General features: G+C 66.6%; 17 protein-coding genes. 7 read left to right on the top strand and 10 right to left on the bottom strand.

All coding sequences use genetic code 11. The features are described from left to right. Positions 1 to 94: 94 nt before the first annotated feature. From CCO03_RS09135 to CCO03_RS09125, 3 genes are all read left to right on the top strand, one after another. Positions 95 to 490 carry an Mth938-like domain-containing protein gene (locus CCO03_RS09135; protein ID WP_087280144.1) on the top strand — a complete coding sequence of 132 codons (396 nt, stop codon included), beginning with the start codon at positions 95 to 97 and terminating at the stop codon, positions 488 to 490. 190 nt (positions 491 to 680) lie between these two features. Further along, the gene (locus CCO03_RS09130; RefSeq protein ID WP_087280141.1) at positions 681 to 1,157 is read left to right on the top strand and encodes a peroxiredoxin; all 477 of its coding nucleotides are present in this window, start codon (positions 681 to 683) and stop codon (positions 1,155 to 1,157) included. Positions 1,158 to 1,364: 207 nt separating this feature from the next. Continuing rightward, positions 1,365 to 3,062 (top strand): PhoH family protein, encoded by a 1,698-nt coding sequence (locus CCO03_RS09125; RefSeq protein WP_087280138.1) that lies wholly within the window; start codon positions 1,365 to 1,367, stop codon positions 3,060 to 3,062. A 463-nt stretch (positions 3,063 to 3,525) separates the two neighbouring features. On the opposite strand, the gene dnaB is transcribed toward CCO03_RS09125, so the two are convergent. From dnaB to CCO03_RS09075, 10 genes are all read right to left on the bottom strand, one after another. Then, positions 3,526 to 4,929 carry a replicative DNA helicase gene (gene dnaB / locus CCO03_RS09120; RefSeq protein ID WP_087284471.1) on the bottom strand — a complete coding sequence of 468 codons (1,404 nt, stop codon included), beginning with the start codon at positions 4,927 to 4,929 and terminating at the stop codon, positions 3,526 to 3,528. Positions 4,930 to 5,137: 208 nt separating this feature from the next. Beyond that, positions 5,138 to 5,593 carry a 50S ribosomal protein L9 gene (gene rplI / locus CCO03_RS09115; RefSeq protein ID WP_087280135.1) on the bottom strand — a complete coding sequence of 152 codons (456 nt, stop codon included), beginning with the start codon at positions 5,591 to 5,593 and terminating at the stop codon, positions 5,138 to 5,140. Positions 5,594 to 5,609: 16 nt separating this feature from the next. After that, positions 5,610 to 5,891, bottom strand: a complete 282-nt coding sequence (gene rpsR / locus CCO03_RS09110; protein WP_087280132.1) for a 30S ribosomal protein S18 — start codon at positions 5,889 to 5,891, stop codon at positions 5,610 to 5,612. Between the two features lie 15 nt (positions 5,892 to 5,906). Then, positions 5,907 to 6,197, bottom strand: a complete 291-nt coding sequence (gene priB / locus CCO03_RS09105) for a primosomal replication protein N (protein WP_205690402.1) — start codon at positions 6,195 to 6,197, stop codon at positions 5,907 to 5,909. A 24-nt stretch (positions 6,198 to 6,221) separates the two neighbouring features. Next, positions 6,222 to 6,590: a 30S ribosomal protein S6 gene (rpsF, locus tag CCO03_RS09100; protein WP_087280126.1), complete on the bottom strand. Its 369-nt coding sequence runs from the start codon at positions 6,588 to 6,590 to the stop codon at positions 6,222 to 6,224. Positions 6,591 to 6,978: 388 nt separating this feature from the next. Next, positions 6,979 to 8,796 (bottom strand): acyl-CoA dehydrogenase, encoded by a 1,818-nt coding sequence (locus CCO03_RS09095; RefSeq protein ID WP_087280124.1) that lies wholly within the window; start codon positions 8,794 to 8,796, stop codon positions 6,979 to 6,981. Positions 8,797 to 8,932: 136 nt separating this feature from the next. After that, positions 8,933 to 9,865 (bottom strand): electron transfer flavoprotein subunit alpha/FixB family protein, encoded by a 933-nt coding sequence (locus CCO03_RS09090; RefSeq protein WP_087280121.1) that lies wholly within the window; start codon positions 9,863 to 9,865, stop codon positions 8,933 to 8,935. 180 nt (positions 9,866 to 10,045) lie between these two features. Continuing rightward, entirely contained in the window at positions 10,046 to 10,795 is a 750-nt protein-coding gene (locus CCO03_RS09085) for an electron transfer flavoprotein subunit beta/FixA family protein (RefSeq protein WP_087276252.1), read from the bottom strand. Between the two features lie 145 nt (positions 10,796 to 10,940). Beyond that, positions 10,941 to 11,732 carry an enoyl-CoA hydratase gene (locus CCO03_RS09080; protein ID WP_087284469.1) on the bottom strand — a complete coding sequence of 264 codons (792 nt, stop codon included), beginning with the start codon at positions 11,730 to 11,732 and terminating at the stop codon, positions 10,941 to 10,943. 77 nt (positions 11,733 to 11,809) lie between these two features. Then, complete coding sequence (locus tag CCO03_RS09075; RefSeq protein WP_087284464.1) at positions 11,810 to 12,763, bottom strand: histone deacetylase family protein; 954 nt, start codon at positions 12,761 to 12,763, stop codon at positions 11,810 to 11,812. Between the two features lie 45 nt (positions 12,764 to 12,808). On the opposite strand from CCO03_RS09075, the gene CCO03_RS09070 reads away from it, so the two are divergent. From CCO03_RS09070 to mltB, 4 genes are read left to right on the top strand one after another with little or no spacing between them, the layout of a single operon-like run. Next, on the top strand, positions 12,809 to 13,729 hold the full coding sequence (locus tag CCO03_RS09070; RefSeq protein ID WP_087280119.1) for an AAA family ATPase: 921 nt from the start codon (positions 12,809 to 12,811) through the stop codon (positions 13,727 to 13,729). Between the two features lie 6 nt (positions 13,730 to 13,735). Then, positions 13,736 to 14,731 (top strand): DUF58 domain-containing protein, encoded by a 996-nt coding sequence (locus tag CCO03_RS09065; protein ID WP_087280115.1) that lies wholly within the window; start codon positions 13,736 to 13,738, stop codon positions 14,729 to 14,731. Continuing rightward, positions 14,725 to 16,827: a transglutaminase TgpA family protein gene (locus tag CCO03_RS09060; RefSeq protein WP_087280112.1), complete on the top strand. Its 2,103-nt coding sequence runs from the start codon at positions 14,725 to 14,727 to the stop codon at positions 16,825 to 16,827. The genes CCO03_RS09065 and CCO03_RS09060 overlap by 7 nt, the downstream gene beginning before the upstream one ends. Further along, a complete protein-coding gene (mltB, locus tag CCO03_RS09055) occupies positions 16,824 to 17,867 on the top strand; it encodes a lytic murein transglycosylase B (RefSeq protein WP_087280109.1) in 1,044 nt (347 codons plus the stop codon). Before CCO03_RS09060 ends, mltB begins: the two co-directional genes overlap by 4 nt. Position 17,868 lies beyond the last annotated feature (1 nt).

The raw sequence follows: 17,868 nt of genomic DNA, 5'->3' as shown, positions 1-17,868 counted from the left end.
AGGCGTACCCCGCATGACGGCAACTGCTAGCATTGCTACAAAATCAAGAGTTCCCAGCCTGCCGATCGCGCAGCTGCCCCATGTATCCCTCACCATGAAGTTCCAGGCCAACTCCCCCGACGCCTCCATGATCCAAGCCTATGGCCCCGACTGGCTGCAGGTGGGCCAACGCCGCCTGGAGGCGAGCGTGCTGCTGGGTTCGGATGGCGCCATGGCGGACTGGGCATGCGACCGCTTCGACGCCTTGAATGCCGACCTGTTTGCCCAGACCCTGAGCCTGATGGACGGTCCGCCCGAGGTGGTGGTGTTCGGCAGCGGCACCAGGCTGCGCTTTCCCCGCCCCCAATGGCTGCGGGCGCTCGTCGATGCGCGTGTCGGGGTGGAAACCATGGACCTGGGCGCCGCCTGCCGCACCTACAACATCCTGGCTGGCGAAGGCCGTCGCGTGGTGCTGGCCGCCCTGCTGGAGCCCGTGCCACCGTCCACCTGACGCAGGCATCGGCCCAGCCGGGACGGCCCCATCCCCAGCCTGGGCGGGTCCAGGCAAGCTGCGGTGCTTTGCGCTAAAATAGGGGGATTCCAGATGCCCAATCAACCATTATGCAGCCTTAAGCATTAAGGCGATTTTGGCATTGGGCGGAGGCTCGACAACCCCCAACATTGCGAGAGTTAGACACCTTATGGCGATCGTTGTCAACAAACCCCTGCCTGAATTTGAAGCCCTTGCGACGGGCGACACGAAGGTGACCAATACATCTCATCTGGGCCAAGCGGTTGTACTGTATTTCTATCCCAAGGACAACACCCCGGGCTGCACCACCGAAGCGATGCAGTTCCGCGACAAGCACAAGGAGTTCGTGAAGGCCGGCGCCATCGTGTTTGGCGTGTCGCGCGACAACATGAAGTCCCACGACGATTTCAAGGCGAAATTGGAATTGCCTTTTGAACTGATTGCCGACACCGAAGAAAAAATGTGCCACATGTTTGGCGTGGTGAAAAACAAAATCATGTACGGCAAAAAAGTCAAGGGCATTGAACGCAGCACTTTTTTGCTGAATGCCGATGGCGTCCTGGTTCAGGAATGGCGCGGCCTCAAGGTCCCTGGCCATGTGGACGAAGTCCTGAAATCGGTCAAGGCCCTCAAGAAAGCCGCTTGAGGCCTCTGCAAATGCCGTGAAAAAGCCGCCTCGTGCGGCTTTTTTCATGTCCAACCCCTCAAAGCCCTTGACCCCCAAAGGGTCACCAGACCGGCACGTCAGCCACCCGCCCCGTGCCGCGCCCGGCTCCGTCGCACGGATGCGCTACAGTGTCCCCTGCCTCCCCGCGGCTCACGCGGTGGGACTTGCTCAGCCTAGATTGACTTTATGCCTTTGCCTCCTGCCCCCACCAAGCGTGCCAGCCGCGTCGACTTGACCGCCAAACCCGTCGCCCCCTCAAAACGGAAAACAGCCGCCCGGGTCCAGCCCGAGGCCGAAGCGGCGCTCAACACCCCCGTCGCAGCCGTTCGCGCGCCCGCAAGCCGGGCCAAGGCTCGCCCCGCCAAGCCGGCGGTCAGCTCCATCGTGATGGCGGCAAAGCCCACCCCGCAGGCAGCCCCCGCTCCCCAGGTCGTCCCCACGCCAGCACCTGCGCCAAAGTCCAAAGCCAAGGCGCAGCCCAGCAAGAAGAAGGGACCGACCAAACTCTTCGTGCTCGACACCAACGTCCTGCTGCACGACCCGACCGCCCTGTTCCGCTTCCAGGAACACGACATCTACCTGCCCATGGTCGTGCTCGAAGAGCTGGACGCCCACAAAAAAGGCATGACCGAAGTCGCGCGCAATGGCCGGCAGACCAGCCGGTTGCTGGACGCCCTGGTGGCGGCGGCAGGCGATGACCTCAAAGGCGGCGTGCCGCTGTCGGCCACCGGCAACGCCCAGGCCTCGGGCAGCCTGTACTTCCAGACGGGGCTGATGCACGTCGAGCAGCCCCAGGGCCTGCCCGACGGCAAAGCCGACAACCAGATCCTGGGGGTCGTGGCCGCCCTGGCCACCCTGCATGCACCGCGCGACGTGATCCTGGTGTCCAAGGACATCAACATGCGCGTCAAGGCCCGCGCGCTGGGCCTGGCCGCCGAGGACTACGAAAACGACAAAGTGCTGGCCGATGGCGACCTGCTGTATGCCGGCGCGCTGGCCCTGCCCCTGGACTTCTGGACCAAGCAAGGCAAGTCGCTGGAGAGCTGGCAAAGCGGCAGCCACACCTTCTACCGCGTGCGGGGCGCCATCACCGAGCGCTTCCTGGTGAACCAGTTCGTCTACTTCGAAGCCCCTGGCGAGCCCCCCATGTACGCGCGCGTGACCGAGTTGCGCGGCGACTCGGCGGTGTTGAAAACGCTCAAGGACTACACCCACCCCAAGAACGCGATCTGGGGGGTGACCGCCCGCAACCGCGAGCAGAATTTCGCCCTCAACCTGCTCATGGATCCGGACGTGGACTTCGTCACCCTGGCCGGCACCGCCGGCACGGGCAAGACCCTGATGGCACTGGCCGCCGGTCTGACGCAGGTGTTGGATGACCGCCGCTACACCGAGATCATCATGACCCGCGCCACGGTCAGCGTGGGCGAGGACATCGGCTTCCTGCCCGGCACCGAGGAAGAGAAGATGGGCCCCTGGATGGGCGCCCTGGACGACAACCTGGAGTTTCTGGCCAAAGGCGATGCCGGCGGCGCCGGTGAATGGGGCCGGGCGTCGACCAACGACCTCATCCGCAGCCGCATCAAGATCAAGAGCATGAACTTCATGCGCGGGCGCACCTTCATGAACAAGTGGATCATCCTGGACGAGGCCCAGAACCTCACCCCCAAACAGATGAAGACACTGATCACGCGGGCTGGCCCCGGCACCAAGATCATCTGCATGGGCAACCTGGCCCAGATCGACACCCCGTACCTCACCGAAGGCTCTTCGGGCCTGACCTATGCCGTGGACCGCTTCAAGGGCTGGCCTTATGGTGGCCACATCACCCTGGCGCGCGGCGAACGCTCGCGCCTGGCCGACTACGCCAGCGAGGTGTTGTAAATCAGGGGTATCCTCAAATTCTCACCAGAGGCATGACGGCAGTCACGCCATACTCCCAACAAGCGGCCGTCGGCCGCTTTTTTTGGGCGTCACACCCGTTGAGGCTGGCGCTGGTGCAAAACGATGCTGAGGGCGAGCCCACGGCGGCCATCGGTGCAACCCGTCAGGCGCGGGCCGAGGATGCGTGATTGACCGGTGGCCGAGGTGAAAATCGCCACCCGATCACCCCTGAGATGCCGCTGCCATTTGCTCGACTGGACGGCCCAGCGCACTGCACCTTGGACAGGGCTCACCCCTCTGGCGCGCACCTAGACCTTGCGACCGCGGCTCTGCCGATCCATGTTGGCGAGGCACGCGTAGCAGCAAGTCCGCGCCGACCGGCTCGCGCAGGTTCATTGCTCCGCTTGAACGACTCAATCCGCCGCGATCAACTTGCCGTCGGCGCCCACCGCCACCGCAGGCGTCAATAGTCGCCGCTGTCCGGTGCGAGTACCAGGCTTTGGAAGCGCGTCATCTGCTTCAGGAAGGCCAGCTTCACCGTCCCGGTCGGCCCATTACGCTGCTTGCCGATGATCACCTCGGCCACGCCGGGTTCGCGCGACTCCTTGTTGTAGTACTCGTCGCGGTAGATGAACATGATGATGTCGGCATCCTGCTCGATGGCGCCTGACTCGCGCAAATCGGACATCATGGGCCGCTTGTCCGTGCGTTGCTCGACCGAGCGGTTGAGCTGCGAGAGTGCAATCACCGGGCACTGCAACTCCTTGGCCAGCATCTTCAGGCCGCGCGAAATCTCGCCCAGCTCGGTGGCGCGGTTGTCCCCGCCCGACGTGCTGGAGCCGCTCATCAGCTGCAGGTAGTCGACCACGATGAGGCCGAGCTTGCCGCACTGGCGGGCCAGGCGGCGCGCGTTGGCGCGCAACTCCGTCGGCGTCAGCCCGGGTGTTTCGTCGATGTGCAGCGACACCGTGCGCAAACGCTCGATCGCCTCGGCCAGCCGCGGCCATTCCTCGTCCGACAGCTTGCCGGTGCGCAAATGCCCCTGGTCGATGCGACCGATGGAGCCCACCACCCGCACAGCCAGCTGGGCCGCCCCCATTTCCATGGAGAACACGGCCACCGGCAGGCCCTCGTTGAGCGCCACGTGCTCGGCGATGTTGATGGCGAGTGCGGTCTTGCCCATGGATGGCCGCGCGGCCAGCACGATCAGGTCCCCCGGCTGCAGGCCCGAGGTCATGCGGTCCAGGTCATGCAGGCCGGTGGGCACGCCGGTGATGTCGTTGGGGTTGTCCGCCATCTCCTGCACGCGGTCGAGCAGGTCCACCACCAGCGAATCCATGGATTGGAAACCCTGCTTGGTGCGCGACGATTCCTCGCCGATCTTGAAGATCTTGGACTCGGCCTCGTCCAGCACCTTCTCGACGGCGCGGCCCGAGCGCTCGAACACGCTGGTGGCGATTTCATCGCTGGCCGTGAGCAGCTTGCGCAAGATGGCGCGCTCGCGCACGATCTCGGCGTAGCGGCGGATGTTGCTCGCGCTGGGCACGAACTGCGCCAGCGCATTGAGGTACGACAGCCCGCCCACTGCTTCGGCCCGGCCTGTGGTCTGCAACTCCTCAAACACCGTGATGACGTCGGCCGGCTTGTTCTGGTTGATGAGCTTGCCGACCACCTCGAACACCTGTGCGTGCTCCTGGCGGTAGAAGTCGTCGGGCCGAATCACGTCCCCCACCCGATCCCAGGCCGAGTTGTCCAGCAACAAGCCCCCCAGCACGCTGGACTCGGCCTCGATGGACGCCGGCGGCGTGCGCAGTCGGCTCACATCGGGATCGGCAGACAAACCCGGCATCACCGGGGCCGTCCCCATGCCCGCCAAGGCCGCCTCCGGGATGTAGTCATCGTCTGCCATGCACCGCTCCTCGCTCGTCCCGCGCCCTGCAACACCGCAGCGGCCCAGGCTGAAAAACAAAAGCCGCAGAAGCTTTCACTTCTGCGGCTTGGACCCAGTATGCATCGATCACCGTTCAAGCTGCAACAGCAACCCCGGCATACTGCTCACCACCTGATGCAATCGATCAGGCAGATTCGCCATAGACCGACACCGTCACGTCCACGGAGACGTCGGTGTGCAGGACCACGGTCACGGTGTTGTCACCGATGGTCTTGATCGGGCCGTTGGGCAGGCGAACCTGAGCCTTGACCAGATCGGCGAAGCCCATCTTGTGCAGCTCTTCGGCGATGTCGGCATTGGTGACCGAACCGAACAGACGGCCGTCCACGCCAGCCTTTTGCGTGATCTTGACCACTTGGCCGTTCAGCTTTTCGCCAGCGGCCTGGGCCTGGGCCAGACGCTCGGCAGCCGCCTTTTCCAGCTCGGCGCGACGTGCTTCGAACTCGGCCTTGTTGGCTTCGGTGGCACGACGGGCGTGACCTTGGGGGATCAGGAAGTTGCGGGCGTAGCCGTCTTTGACCTTGACGATATCGCCGAGGTTGCCAAGGTTCACGACCTTCTCGAGAAGAATGACTTGCATTTCAGAGGACTCCTTCTCAGATCTTGTGCTGGTCGCTGTACGGCAGCAGGGCCAGGAAGCGTGCGCGCTTGATGGCGGTGCTGAGCTGACGCTGGTAGATGGCGCGCGTGCCGGTCAGGCGAGCGGGCACGATCTTGCCGTTTTCGGCGATGAAATCGCGCAGGGTGTCGATGTCCTTGTAGTCGATGGCCTTGACGCCAGCGACGGTGAAGCGGCAGAAGCGCTTGCGCTTGAACAACAGCGACTGGTTGTTGCGCTTGGGACGCTTGTCCTTGTTGAATTTCTTGAACGTGGCCATGTGGCCTCCTGAAAATTAAATGAGCTGAAAGTCCTGGATGTGAAACACCGGCTGCTTGCCTTGACGCGGCGCCGCCAAAAACCCCGTGAAGCTGGCTTTGCTGCCCACGGTTTGACGCGCCAATCGCACGGCCAGATCACCAAACGCCACCGCCCTGACACTGGCCCGCACGATGCGGGGCTGGCCGAGTTCGGTTTGCTGCGATTCGTGATCCAAGCGCACATCCTGAGCCGGGATGCCGGCTGGCGTGTAGCGCATGGCGCCACATTCGGCCAGAACCGCATCGAGCAACAGGCGGTTGCGCAGCAGGGTCATCGCATCCGCGAATGATCAATGGCTGGCGGTGTCGGCCTGTTGGGCCTTGCGGGCCTCTTCGCGCTCCACGGTCTTCATCATGGTGGAGGGCTCGGTGTCGGCCTCGTCCTTGGCCACGGTCAGGTGGCGCAGCACGGCGTCATTGAAGCGGAATGCGTGTTCCAGCTCACCCAGCACGTCCTGGCCGATTTCGATGTTCAGGCACAGGTAGTGGGCTTTGTTCAGCTTGTTGATCTGGTAGGCCAGTTGGCGGCGGCCCCAGTCTTCCACGCGGTGGATCTGACCACCGCCGGCCGTGACCATGCCCTTGTAACGCTCGAGCATGGCCGGCACTTGTTCGCTCTGATCCGGGTGGATCAGCAAAATGATTTCATAGTGACGCAATTGAATCTCCTTGTGGATTCACCCCGGGGCCCTGCGCACCTGCCAACCCCTCGGACAAGCCGGGGAGCAGCGACGCGAAAACCTTGGGGCAAGAGAAGCAAAGCCGCCTCCGTGCGTCAACAGCGGAGTGCGGCAAGGGAATTGGCGATTATAGCCTGACAATGGCCGTCTGCCCAAACCCTGCACGGCAGCGTTGGCACACCGGCATCGGTCAAACACCGGGCGCGCACTCGCCGCGGCCCGTCGGCATCACGGCAAGCCTGCTCTCGAACGAGCCTGGCCGCCAGCGGCTTGCAGCAGAGCCTGGCGGCCAGCGGCCTGTCGCTGCCAGCCGACCCTGGCCACGCATGCCGGCAGACCTGCCCGGCAGCGGGCCACAGCAGCGAACTCAGAACGCGTCTTCGGCCACGCCCATCACGCTGTCACCGCCGCCCAAAATGGCACTGGCCAGCGCCTGCGTGCGAGGCAGGATGTGCTCGGCATAAAAGCGCGCGGTGATGACCTTGGCCTGCATGAACTCGGCGTCGTTGCCTGCGGCCAGCTCGGCCTCGGCTGCCAGCAGCGATCGCGCCAGCTGCCAGCCCGCCACCAGGTTGCCCGCCAGCATCAGGTAGGGGACGCTGCCTCCGTACGCCGCGTTGGGCTGCGTCTTGCTGCTGGCGGCCATGAACGCCACGACGTCGACAAACGCCTTGCGCGCCAGGTCCAGCTGCGTGGCCACGGCTTGCGCCGCCTCACCCTGCGACCGCAGGGTCTCCACCGTCTGCGACACCTGGGCCGCAATCGCCCGGGCCAGCGCACCACCATCGCGGGCCGTCTTGCGTCCCACCAGGTCGTTCGCCTGGATGGCCGTCGTGCCCTCGTAGATGGTCAGGATCTTGGCGTCGCGGTAGTGCTGCGCCGCACCGGTTTCCTCGATGAAGCCCATGCCGCCGTGCACCTGCACGCCGAGGTTGGTCACCTCCAGGCTGGCTTCGGTGCTGTAGCCCTTGACCAGCGGCACCATGAATTCGTAGAAGGCCTGGTTCTGCGCGCGCACCTCGGCGTCGGGGTGGTGGTGGGCGGCGTCGTACGCCGCCGCGGCCGCTTGCGCCATGGCGCGGCACCCCTGGGTCAGGCTGCGCATGGTCATCAGCATGCGCCGCACATCGGCGTGGTGGATGATGGTGGCACTGCCCGCCACCGAGCCGTCCACCGGGCGGCTTTGGACGCGCTCCTTGGCATAGGCCACCGCATGCTGGTAGGCCCGCTCGGAAATCGCGATGCCCTGCACGCCCACGGCGTAGCGCGCCGAGTTCATCATGATGAACATGTACTCCAGGCCGCGGTTCTCCTCGCCCACCAGGTAGCCCACAGCGCCGGGCCCGGCGCTGTCTGCAATGCTCGCCGCCATGCCGTCCCCGAACTGCAGCACCGCCGTGGGCGAGGCCTTGATGCCCATCTTGTGCTCGATGGACACGCAGTGCACGTCGTTGCGCGCGCCCGGCGTGCCATCGGCGTTCAGCAGGTACTTGGGGCACACGAACAGGCTGATGCCCTTCACACCCTCGGGCGCCCCCGCCACACGGGCCAGCACCAGGTGAACGATGTTCTCGGCCATGTCGTGCTCACCGTAGGTGATGAAGATCTTGGTGCCGAACAACTTGTAGCTGCCATCGGGTTGCGGCTCGGCGCGCGTGCGCACCAGCGACAAATCCGATCCCGCCTGCGGCTCGGTCAGGTTCATGGTGCCGGTCCACTGCCCGGCCACCATCTTGTCGAGGTAGAGGCGCTTTTGCTCGTCGCTGCCGGCGGTCAGCAAGGCCTCGATGGCGCCATCGGTCAACAAGGGGCACAGCGCAAAGCTCAGGTTGGCCGAATTCAGGATCTCGCCACAGGCCGCACCAATCGTCTTGGGCAAGCCCTGGCCGCCAAAATCGGCCGGGTGCTGCAGGCCTTGCCACCCCCCTTCGGCGTACTGCGCATACGCCTCTTTGAAGCCCGGCGTGGTGCGCACCGCGCCATCGTGGAACGACGAGGGGTTGAGGTCACCCGCCACATTCAAGGGCGCCAGCACCGACTCGTTGAAGCGCGCGCACTCCTCCAGCACGGCCTGCGCGGTGTCCAGCCCGGCGTCCTCGAAGCCCGGAATGCGGGCAACCTGCTCCAGGCCTGCCACATGCTTCATGTTGAACAGCATGTCCTTCACCGGTGCCTTGTAGCTCATGATTTCTCCTGCTCGTTTGGATGGGGTGCGCAAATGAAAAAGGCAGTATGCCTGATTTGCCGTTCATCACAGAACGCCAACCTCCGCATACTGCCTACGAATTGTGTCGTGGCCAACCGCCACGCCCACAACCGGCTTACAGGGCCTGGACCAGCTCGGGCACGGCCGCGAACAGGTCAGCCTCCAGGCCGTAGTCGGCCACCGAGAAGATCGGCGCTTCGGGGTCCTTGTTGATCGCCACGATCACCTTGGAGTCCTTCATGCCGGCCAAGTGCTGGATGGCGCCCGAGATGCCGCAGGCGATGTACAGCTGCGGGGCCACGATCTTGCCGGTCTGGCCCACTTGCAGGTCGTTGGCGGCGTAGCCGGCGTCGACCGCGGCGCGGCTGGCACCGATGGCGGCGCCAAGCTTGTCGGCCAGCGGGGTGATGACTTCGTCGAACTTTTCTTTGCTGCCCAGCGCACGGCCACCGGAGACGATGATCTTGGCGGCGGTGAGCTCGGGGCGGTCGCTCTTGGCGATTTCGGCGCCGAGGAATTTGGCTTTGCCGGTGTCGGCGACGGCGGCAACGGTTTCCACGGCGGCGGCGCCACCGGTGGCGGCGGCGGCGTCAAAGCCGGTGCCGCGCACGGTGATGACTTTGACGGCGTCGGTGGATTGGACGGTGGCGATGGCGTTGCCGGCGTAGATGGGGCGCTCGAAGGTGTCGGCGCTGTCCACTTTGGTGATGTCGCTGATTTGGGCGACGTCGAGTTTGGCGGCCACGCGCGGGGCGATGTTCTTGCCCGAGGCGGTGGCGGGGAAGAGGATGTGGCTGTAGTTGCCGGCGATGGCGAGCACTTGCGCGGCGACGTTTTCGGCCAGGCCGTTCTTCAGGGCGGCGCCGTCGGCGTGGATGACTTTGGCCACGCCGGCGATCTGGGCGGCGGCAGCGGCAGCGGCGGCGGCGCCTTCTCCGGCGACGAGGACGTGGACGTCGCCACCGCAGGCGAGAGCGGCGGTGACGGTGTTGAGGGTGGCCGATTTGAGGCTGGCGTTGTCGTGTTCGGCGATGACGAGTGCGGTCATGGTGATCTTTCGGTCAAGGTGTTCGGGCGGGTCGCGGCGGTCACGCGGGCATCAGGTGCGCGGGCGGCGGTCGCGGGGGAGGCTCAAGGGTGAGTCGGTGTCCAGGTGTGCATCAGGGGTATGGCCGGTTTCCCGTTCAGTTTGAATCGGGCGTGGGGTCATACCCTGGAATGCACCGGATCAGATGACTTTGGCTTCGTTCTTGAGCTTGTCGACCAGGGTGGCGACGTCGGGCACTTTGACGCCGGCACCGCGCTTGGGCGGCTCGGACACTTTGAGGGTTTTGAGGCGCGGGGCGACGTCGACGCCGAGGTCGGCGGGCTTGACGGTTTCCAGCGGCTTTTTCTTGGCCTTCATGATGTTGGGCAAGGTGACGTAGCGCGGCTCGTTCAGGCGCAGGTCGGTGGTGATGACGGCCGGCTGGCTGAGCTCGATGGTTTCGAGGCCGCCGTCGACTTCACGCGTGACTTTGACGTTGGCGCCGTCGACTTCGACCTTGGAGGCGAAGGTGGCCTGGCCCCAGTCGCCCAGGGCGGCGAGCATCTGGCCGGTCTGGTTGGCGTCGTCGTCGATGGCTTGCTTGCCGCAGATGACGAGGCCGGGTTGCTCTTTGTCGACCAGGGCCTTGAGCAGCTTGGCGACAGCCAGGGGCTGCAGTTCGTCGGCGGACTCGACCAGGATGCCGCGGTCGGCACCGATGGCCATGGCGGTGCGCAGGGTTTCCTGGCACTGCGCCACGCCGCACGAGACGGCGATGACTTCGGTGGCCACGCCTTTTTCTTTCAGCCGCACCGCTTCTTCGACGGCAATCTCGTCAAAGGGGTTCATGCTCATCTTGACGTTGGCAATGTCCACACCCGTGCCGTCCGCCTTGACACGAACCTTGACGTTGTAGTCCACCACGCGTTTGACGGGGACGAGAATTTTCATGCCGAATCTCCTAATGCACTCAAAGATGAAAGAACCAACAGCACAAGGACGGCAACGCCGTCAACACCGCTGCGTGTGAGAAATCCCAAAGGGTTTGGGCAAACCAAAAAATTATACAAAGGCCAACCCGGCTGTCGTGCTCGGGTCACACAGGATCCGCAGGGGAAACGCGCCAGTTCGGTGCACGCTTGTCCACAAAGGCGCGCACGCCTTCCTGGGTGACGGGCAGCGCCAGGTTTTCGGCCATGGTGCGCGACGCCAGCGCATAGGCGGCCTCCAGCCCCAGGGTACGCTGCTGCGCGACCAGGGCCTTGCCCATGGCCAGCGCCTCGCGGGGCCTGGCCAACAGCTTGAGGAGCAAGGCCTCCACAGCCGCGTCCAGGCCTTCGGGCGCACACACCTCACTGACCAGGCCCAGGCGCAAGGCGGCCTCGGCGTCGACGAAATCGCCCGTCATCAGCATGTGCATGCCGGCCTTGTGCGGCACGTTGCGCAGCAAGGCCACCGACGGCGTGCCGCAAAACAGGCCGATGTCGATGCCATTGACGCCAAAGCGCGTGCCGTTGGCCGCGATCGCGAGGTCGCACTGCGCCACCAGCTGGCACCCGGCCGCGGCCGCCACGCCCTGCACAGCCGCGATGACGGGCACGGGCAGGCGCGCCAGGCTGACCATGAAGCGCGAGCAGCGCTCGAACAGGTCCAGGTGCTGGGCCTTGTCCTGCGCGGCCATCTCGCGCAGGTCGTGACCGGCACAGAAGGCCTTGCCGCGCGCCGCGATGACCAGGGCGCGAGCCCCTTCGTCCGCCGCGATGCGGGTCACGGCCTCGCTCAAGGCGGCCAGCATGGCGTCGCCCAGCACGTTGAAGCGGGCCGCGTCATTCAGCGTGAGGCGATGCACGCCGCGGTCGTCGCGCGTGTGCGCAAGCAGGTCATTCATGATGGAGCATTCCATTCATCAAGGGGTATCAGGCGATTTCCGCTCATCAACAAACGACATACCACCCATCCCCCCAATCAAACATCGGCCAGCACACGCACGTGGGCTTCCACGCTGCGCGCCAGGGCATCGAGGTTGTAGCCCCCTTCCAGGCAGCTCACGATGCGCCCCTGGCAATGCTTGGCGGCAATGTCTTTGACGCGCTGGGTGATCCAGACGTAGTCCTGCTCGACCAGGCCCATCTGGCCCATGTCGTCTTCGCGGTGCGCGTCAAAGCCTGCGCTGACCAGGATCAGTTCGGGGGCATGCGCCTCCAGGCGCGGCGTCCAGATCAGGTCCACCATCTCGCGGATGTCCATGCCGCGCGTGTACGCCGGCACGGGCAGGTTGAGCAGGTTGGGCGCGTCCGATTGCGCGCCGCCTTCGGGGTAGAACGGGTGCTGGAAAAAGCTCACCATCAGGATGCGCTCGTCGCCCGCCACGATGTTCTCGGTGCCGTTGCCGTGGTGCACGTCGAAATCGACGATGGCCACGCGCCGAAGGCCGTAGCGCTCGCAGGCGTACTTGGCCGCGATCGCGACGTTGCTGAAGAAGCAAAACCCCATGACCTTGTCGCGGCAGGCGTGGTGGCCCGGCGGGCGCACGGCGCAAAAGGCGTTCTCCAGCTCGCCCGACATGACGGCGTCCACGGCATCCACGCTGGCGCCGGCCGACAGCAGCGCCGCCCGGTAGGTGCCCACGCCCATGACGGTATCGGTGTCCAGCGAATAGTGTTCAGGGCCGCCGGCCGCGATCTCCTCGCCCAGCAGGTCGTTGAGGCCGCGCAGCGCTGCGACGTGGCGCCGGCCATGGGCGAGCAACAGGTTGGCCATGCTGGCCGGGCTCGCCTCGCGGCGGTCGAGCACGTCGCTGACCCCGGTCACCAGCAGGCGGTCTTCGATGGCGTCCAGGCGCTGCGGGCATTCCGGGTGACCGGGCCCCATGTCGTGCTTTTTGCAATCGGCATGCGTGAAATAACCTGTCCTTCCCAAGCTTGTCTCCATTTTTTACAGATTTTTCAGTTATGGTCCGCTGCCATGGACGTACAGCGAAAAATCACCGACATCGTGGACCAGCTTAACACGGTGATTGTGGGCAAAACGGCCCAGGTGAAGGACAGCGTGACCTGCCTGCTGGCAGGGGGGCACCTGCTGATCGAAGACGTGCCGGGCGTCGGCAAAACCACCCTCGCGCATGGCCTGGCCCACACCTTCGGATTGGCGTTTTCGCGCGTGCAGTTCACCGCCGACCTCATGCCCAGCGACTTGACCGGCGTGTCGACCTACGACCGCGGCCAGGAGGCCTTCATCTTCCATCCCGGCCCGGTGTTCACCCAGGTGCTGCTCGCCGACGAGATCAACCGCGCCAGCCCCAAGACCCAGAGTGCGCTGCTCGAGGCCATGGAAGAACGCCAGGTCACCGCCGAAGGCGAAACGCGGGCGCTGCCGCAGCCGTTCTTCGTCATCGCCACCCAGAACCCGTTCGATCAGCTCGGCACCTATGCCTTGCCCGAGTCGCAGCTCGACCGCTTCCTGATGCGCATCTCCATGGGCTACCCCGATCGCGCCGCAGAGCGGGCTCTGCTGGCTGGCGAAAGCCGGCGCAGTCTGCTGGCCGGCTTGGGGGCCCAGCTGGCCCCGGGTGAGTTGCACCAGCTGCAGCAGGCCGTGGCCCAGGTGTATGCGGCCGACCCGCTGCTGGATTACCTGCAGGACGTCGTGGCCGCCACGCGCTCGGGCAAGTGGTTTGCTGCCGGCCTGTCGCCACGCGCGGCCCTGGCCCTGCTGCAGGCGGCCAAGGCCAAGGCGCTGATCAGCGGACGCGACTACGTGGCCCCCGACGACATCCAGGCCGTGATGCCGCAGTGCGCGGCGCACCGCATGACGCCGCTGGGCCAATCGGGCCTGAGCGCCGTGGCCCAGGTGCAGGCCATGCTCGAAGCCGTCCCCCTGCCCTGATCGGCCATGACCGACCGCCTTGCCCGGCTGCCTGGCGTGCAGGGGTTGCGTGCCCGGCGCAGCGCGCTGCGCCTGCGTCTGCGGCGCTGGTGGCAGCAGCGACAAACCGCCACCGACCACCTCGACCTGACGCAGCGCAACGTCTACGTGCTGCCCACCCGGGCCGGCCTCATGCTGTGCGTCACGCTCGTGGCGCTGCTGATCGGCTCGATCAACTACCAGCTCAACCTCGGTTACCTGCTGACCTTTTTGCTGGCGGGTTGCACCGCCATGGCCTTGTTCGTCAGCCACGGCAACCTGCGCGGCCTCGGCGTCACGCTGCGGCAAGTCGACGAGGTGTATGCAGGTTCCGCCTCAACGGTGCACATCGAGCTGACGAACACCGCCAAACGCCCGCGCTTTTCGGTGGCCCTGCACACCTACGGCAGCCCGCAAGCCCATGTGGTGGACGTGGACGCCCAGGCCATACACAGCGTGAGCCTGGCGGTGCCGTGGCCGGCCCGCGGCGAGCACGCCTTGCCGCTGATCGTGCTGGAGTCGCGCTTTCCCATGGGGGCCTTCCGCGTCTGGACGGTGTGGCGCCCGCGCACCAGCCAGCTGGTCTACCCCAGGCCAGAACCGCAGGCCCCCGCCCTGCCGCTGGGCGAGGCCCGCGCAGGCCAGGGCGGCACCAGCACGGCGCAGGACTGGAGCGAGTTCGACGGCGTGCGGCCCTACCGGTCCGGCGATCCGCTGAAGGCCCTGCTGTGGAAGAAGTTCGCCAAGTCCAATGAGCTGGTCAGCCGCGATGGCCAGGCCAGCCGTCAGCGCCAGCTGTGGCTGGACTGGGCCCGTTGCGGCAACCTCGACCCCGAAGCCCGCCTGTCGCGCCTGACGGCCTGGACGCTGCAGGCGGACAAGCTGGGCCTGCCCTATGGCCTGCGCCTGCCGGGCCGCGAATTGCAACCCGGCCAGGGCGCGGCCCACCGCGTTGCCTGCCTCAAGGCCCTGGCCCTATGGTGACCACCGCCTCGCCCGACCCCGACTCGTGGGCACACCGCCTGCGCAGCCTGCCGCGCGATGCGCGCGACACGCTGTTTCTGCTGTTCGTCATGGCCCTGGTGCTGGCACCGCAGCTGCCGCACCTGCCTGTCTGGTGCAGCGCGGCGGCCGGCGCCGTGCTGGTCTGGCGCGGCGCCCTGGCCTGGCAGAACCGGCGCCTGCCCAAGCGCCGCTGGCTGGTGATCCTGCTGGCCTTGTCGGTGGCGGCCACCTTGCTCACCTACAAGACCATCGTGGGTCGCGAGGCCGGCGTCACCTTGCTGACGCTGCTGCTGGTGCTCAAGACCCTGGAGCTGCGCGCGCGGCGGGACGCCTACGTGGTGTTCTTCCTGAGCTTCTTCGCCATCCTGACCAGCTTTTTCAACTCGCAGGCGCTGGGCACCGCGGGCCTGGTGTTCCTGGCGTTCTTCGGCCTGTTGATGGCGCTCATCAACGCCAACATGCCGGCGGGCCGCCCCGCCTTGCGCACCATCGCGGGCGTGGCCGCCCGCCTCATGGCCTTTGGCACGCCGCTGATGGTGGCGCTGTTCGTGTTCTTCCCGCGCGTCGCACCGCTGTGGGGCATGCCCAGCGACGAAACGCGCGGCAAAACCGGCCTGTCGGACCAGATGCAGGTGGGCACCATGGCCTCGCTGGCCCTCGACGACGGCATCGCCTTCCGCATCCGTTTTGACGACCCGATGCCGCGCGCCAACGACCTCTACTTCCGCGGCCCGGTGCTGGCCCGGTTCGACGGTCGCAACTGGCAAGCCGAGGCGCGCGACGAGGGCTTTGCCGCGCTGGTCGGCAACGCGGGCGCCAAGCTGACGACCAGCGGCCCAGCCGTGGACTACGAGGTCACCCTGGAGCCCAACCGCCGCACCTGGCTGTTCGTGCTGGACGCTGCCAGCGCCGCGCCCGAGCTGCCACCGCCCTACCGCACCCGCCAAAGCGATCAGCTGCAGTGGATCACCAACCGGCCGGTGAGCGACATCCTGCGCTACCGCGCCCAAAGCCACACCCAGTACACCTACGGCACCGATCTCGGGCCATCGCGATTGGCACGATACATCGCCTTGCCCGAAGGCTTCGATCCGCGCACGCGCGAGCTGGGCCAGCGCATGCGCGCCGAGCACCCCAACGCCAGCGCCCTCGACCTGGCCAACCTGGCCCTGCAGCGCCTGCGCACCGGCGGCTTCAGCTACACGCTGGATCCCGGCGTCTACCCGAGCAACACGGCGGACCACTTCTGGTTCGACCACAAGGCCGGCTTTTGCGAGCACATCGCCTCGGCCTTCGTGGTGCTGATGCGTGCGGCGGGCGTGCCCAGCCGCGTCGTCACCGGCTACCAAGGGGGCGAGCGCAATGGCATGGACGGCTACTGGGTCGTGCGCCAGGCCGATGCCCATGCCTGGACCGAAGTCTGGCAGGCGGGACAAGGCTGGGTCCGTGTGGACCCCACGGGCGCGGTCATGCCCGCGCGCGTGGGGGCCTTTGCCCGGCTGGCCAGCACACAAGGCCTGGGCGCCATGCTCACCACCCTCAGCCCTGGTTTGCTGCAGCAGGTGCGCCAGGTGTGGGATGCCGTGAACAACGCCTGGACCCAGCGCGTGCTCAACTACACCCAGGGCGAGCAACTCAACCTGCTCAAGAAACTGGGCTTCACCGCACCCACCTGGCAAGACCTGCTGCGCCTGCTGGCCGGCGTCATCGGCGTCGGCGCCCTGCTGGTGGCGGCGGCCACGGCGGTGCGGCGCCGGCACGTGGACCCCTGGGTGCGCGTGTTGGCCCAGGCGGCCCAGCGCTGGCGGGACGTGGGCGTGAGCGCCCCGGCTCCGGGCTCGCCGCGGCAATGGGCCGCCGCCGTCGCGGCCACCCACGACGTGCCCGAGGACGCCCGGCACCGCTGGCAAGCTTGGCTGTTGCGGCTGGAGCAGCTGCGTTACGCGCGGCCGGCCGCTGCGCCGGACGCGCGCGCCGGTGATGGCACACTCGGCCAGTTGCGGGCTGAACTGGCCCGCCTGCCCGCGCCCACCACCTGGCGCCGTCGCTCATCCGCCGTGAACCCACCTCCATGACCCTGACCCGACGAACCTTCATGGGCCAGGCCAGCGCCACGGCCACGGCCGTGCTGGCCCCCACTCTGGCCACCGCCCAAACCTCGGGCTATGCCGGCCGCGCCGACGTCCGCCGCTTTGCGGCCGAGCTGCAAAGCCTGCACGGCGTGGACGCCAGCTGGAGCGAGCGCGTGCTCGCCCAGGCCCAGTTCCTGACGCAGGTGCCGCGCCTGATGATGCCGCCCAGCCGCCCCGGCGTGCGCAACTGGCGCGTGTACCGCAGCCGGTTCGTCGAGCCCATCCGCATCCGCGCCGGCAGCACCTTCTGGGAAGACAACGCCGCCACGCTGGACAAGGCCGCGCGCGAATTTGGCGTGCCCCCGGCCGTCATCGTCGGCGTGATTGGCGTGGAGACCATCTACGGCCGCAACGTGGGCAACTTCCGCGTGCTGGACGCGCTGGCCACGTTGACCTTCGATTTCCCGCGCGAGCACCCCAAGGCTCAGGCCCGGCAGGCCTACTTCGAGGGCGAGCTCACGCAGTTCCTCGTCAGCGCCTCCCGCACGCGCAGCGATCCGCTCGCCCCCGTGGGCAGTTACGCCGGCGCCATGGGCCTGCCGCAGTTCATGCCCACCAGCTGGGCCAAGTTCGCGCGGGACTACGATGGCGACGGCCGCATCGACCTCTGGAACAGCCCCGCCGATGCCATTGGCTCGGTGGCGAACTACCTGCGCGCCTTCGGCTGGCAGGCGGGCCTGCCCACGCACTGGCCGCTGGCCGTCACCCGCAGCGCCGCGCTGCAACCGGCCCTCGAGGCCGACATCCTGCCCAGCTTCACGGCCACCCAGCTGCAGAGCGTGGGCGTGGCGGTGCCGGCCGCGGCCAGCGCGCTGGGCACGCCGCTCGCCGTGGTGGAGCTGCCCAACGGCACCGGCGAGGCTGACTTCGTGCTCACCACCCCCAACTTCTACGTCGTGACCCGCTACAACTGGAGCGCTTTCTACGCCCTGGCCGTGCTGGAGCTCGGTCAGGCCGTGGCGCGCAACCTCGGTCGCGCCTGAC

This window comes from Comamonas serinivorans, assembly GCF_002158865.1.
In the GTDB taxonomy this organism is placed as follows: Bacteria; Pseudomonadota; Gammaproteobacteria; order Burkholderiales; family Burkholderiaceae_C; genus Comamonas_E; species Comamonas_E serinivorans.
Note: the sequence above shows the minus strand (reverse complement) of the source record. Positions and strands in the feature narration are given on the sequence as shown.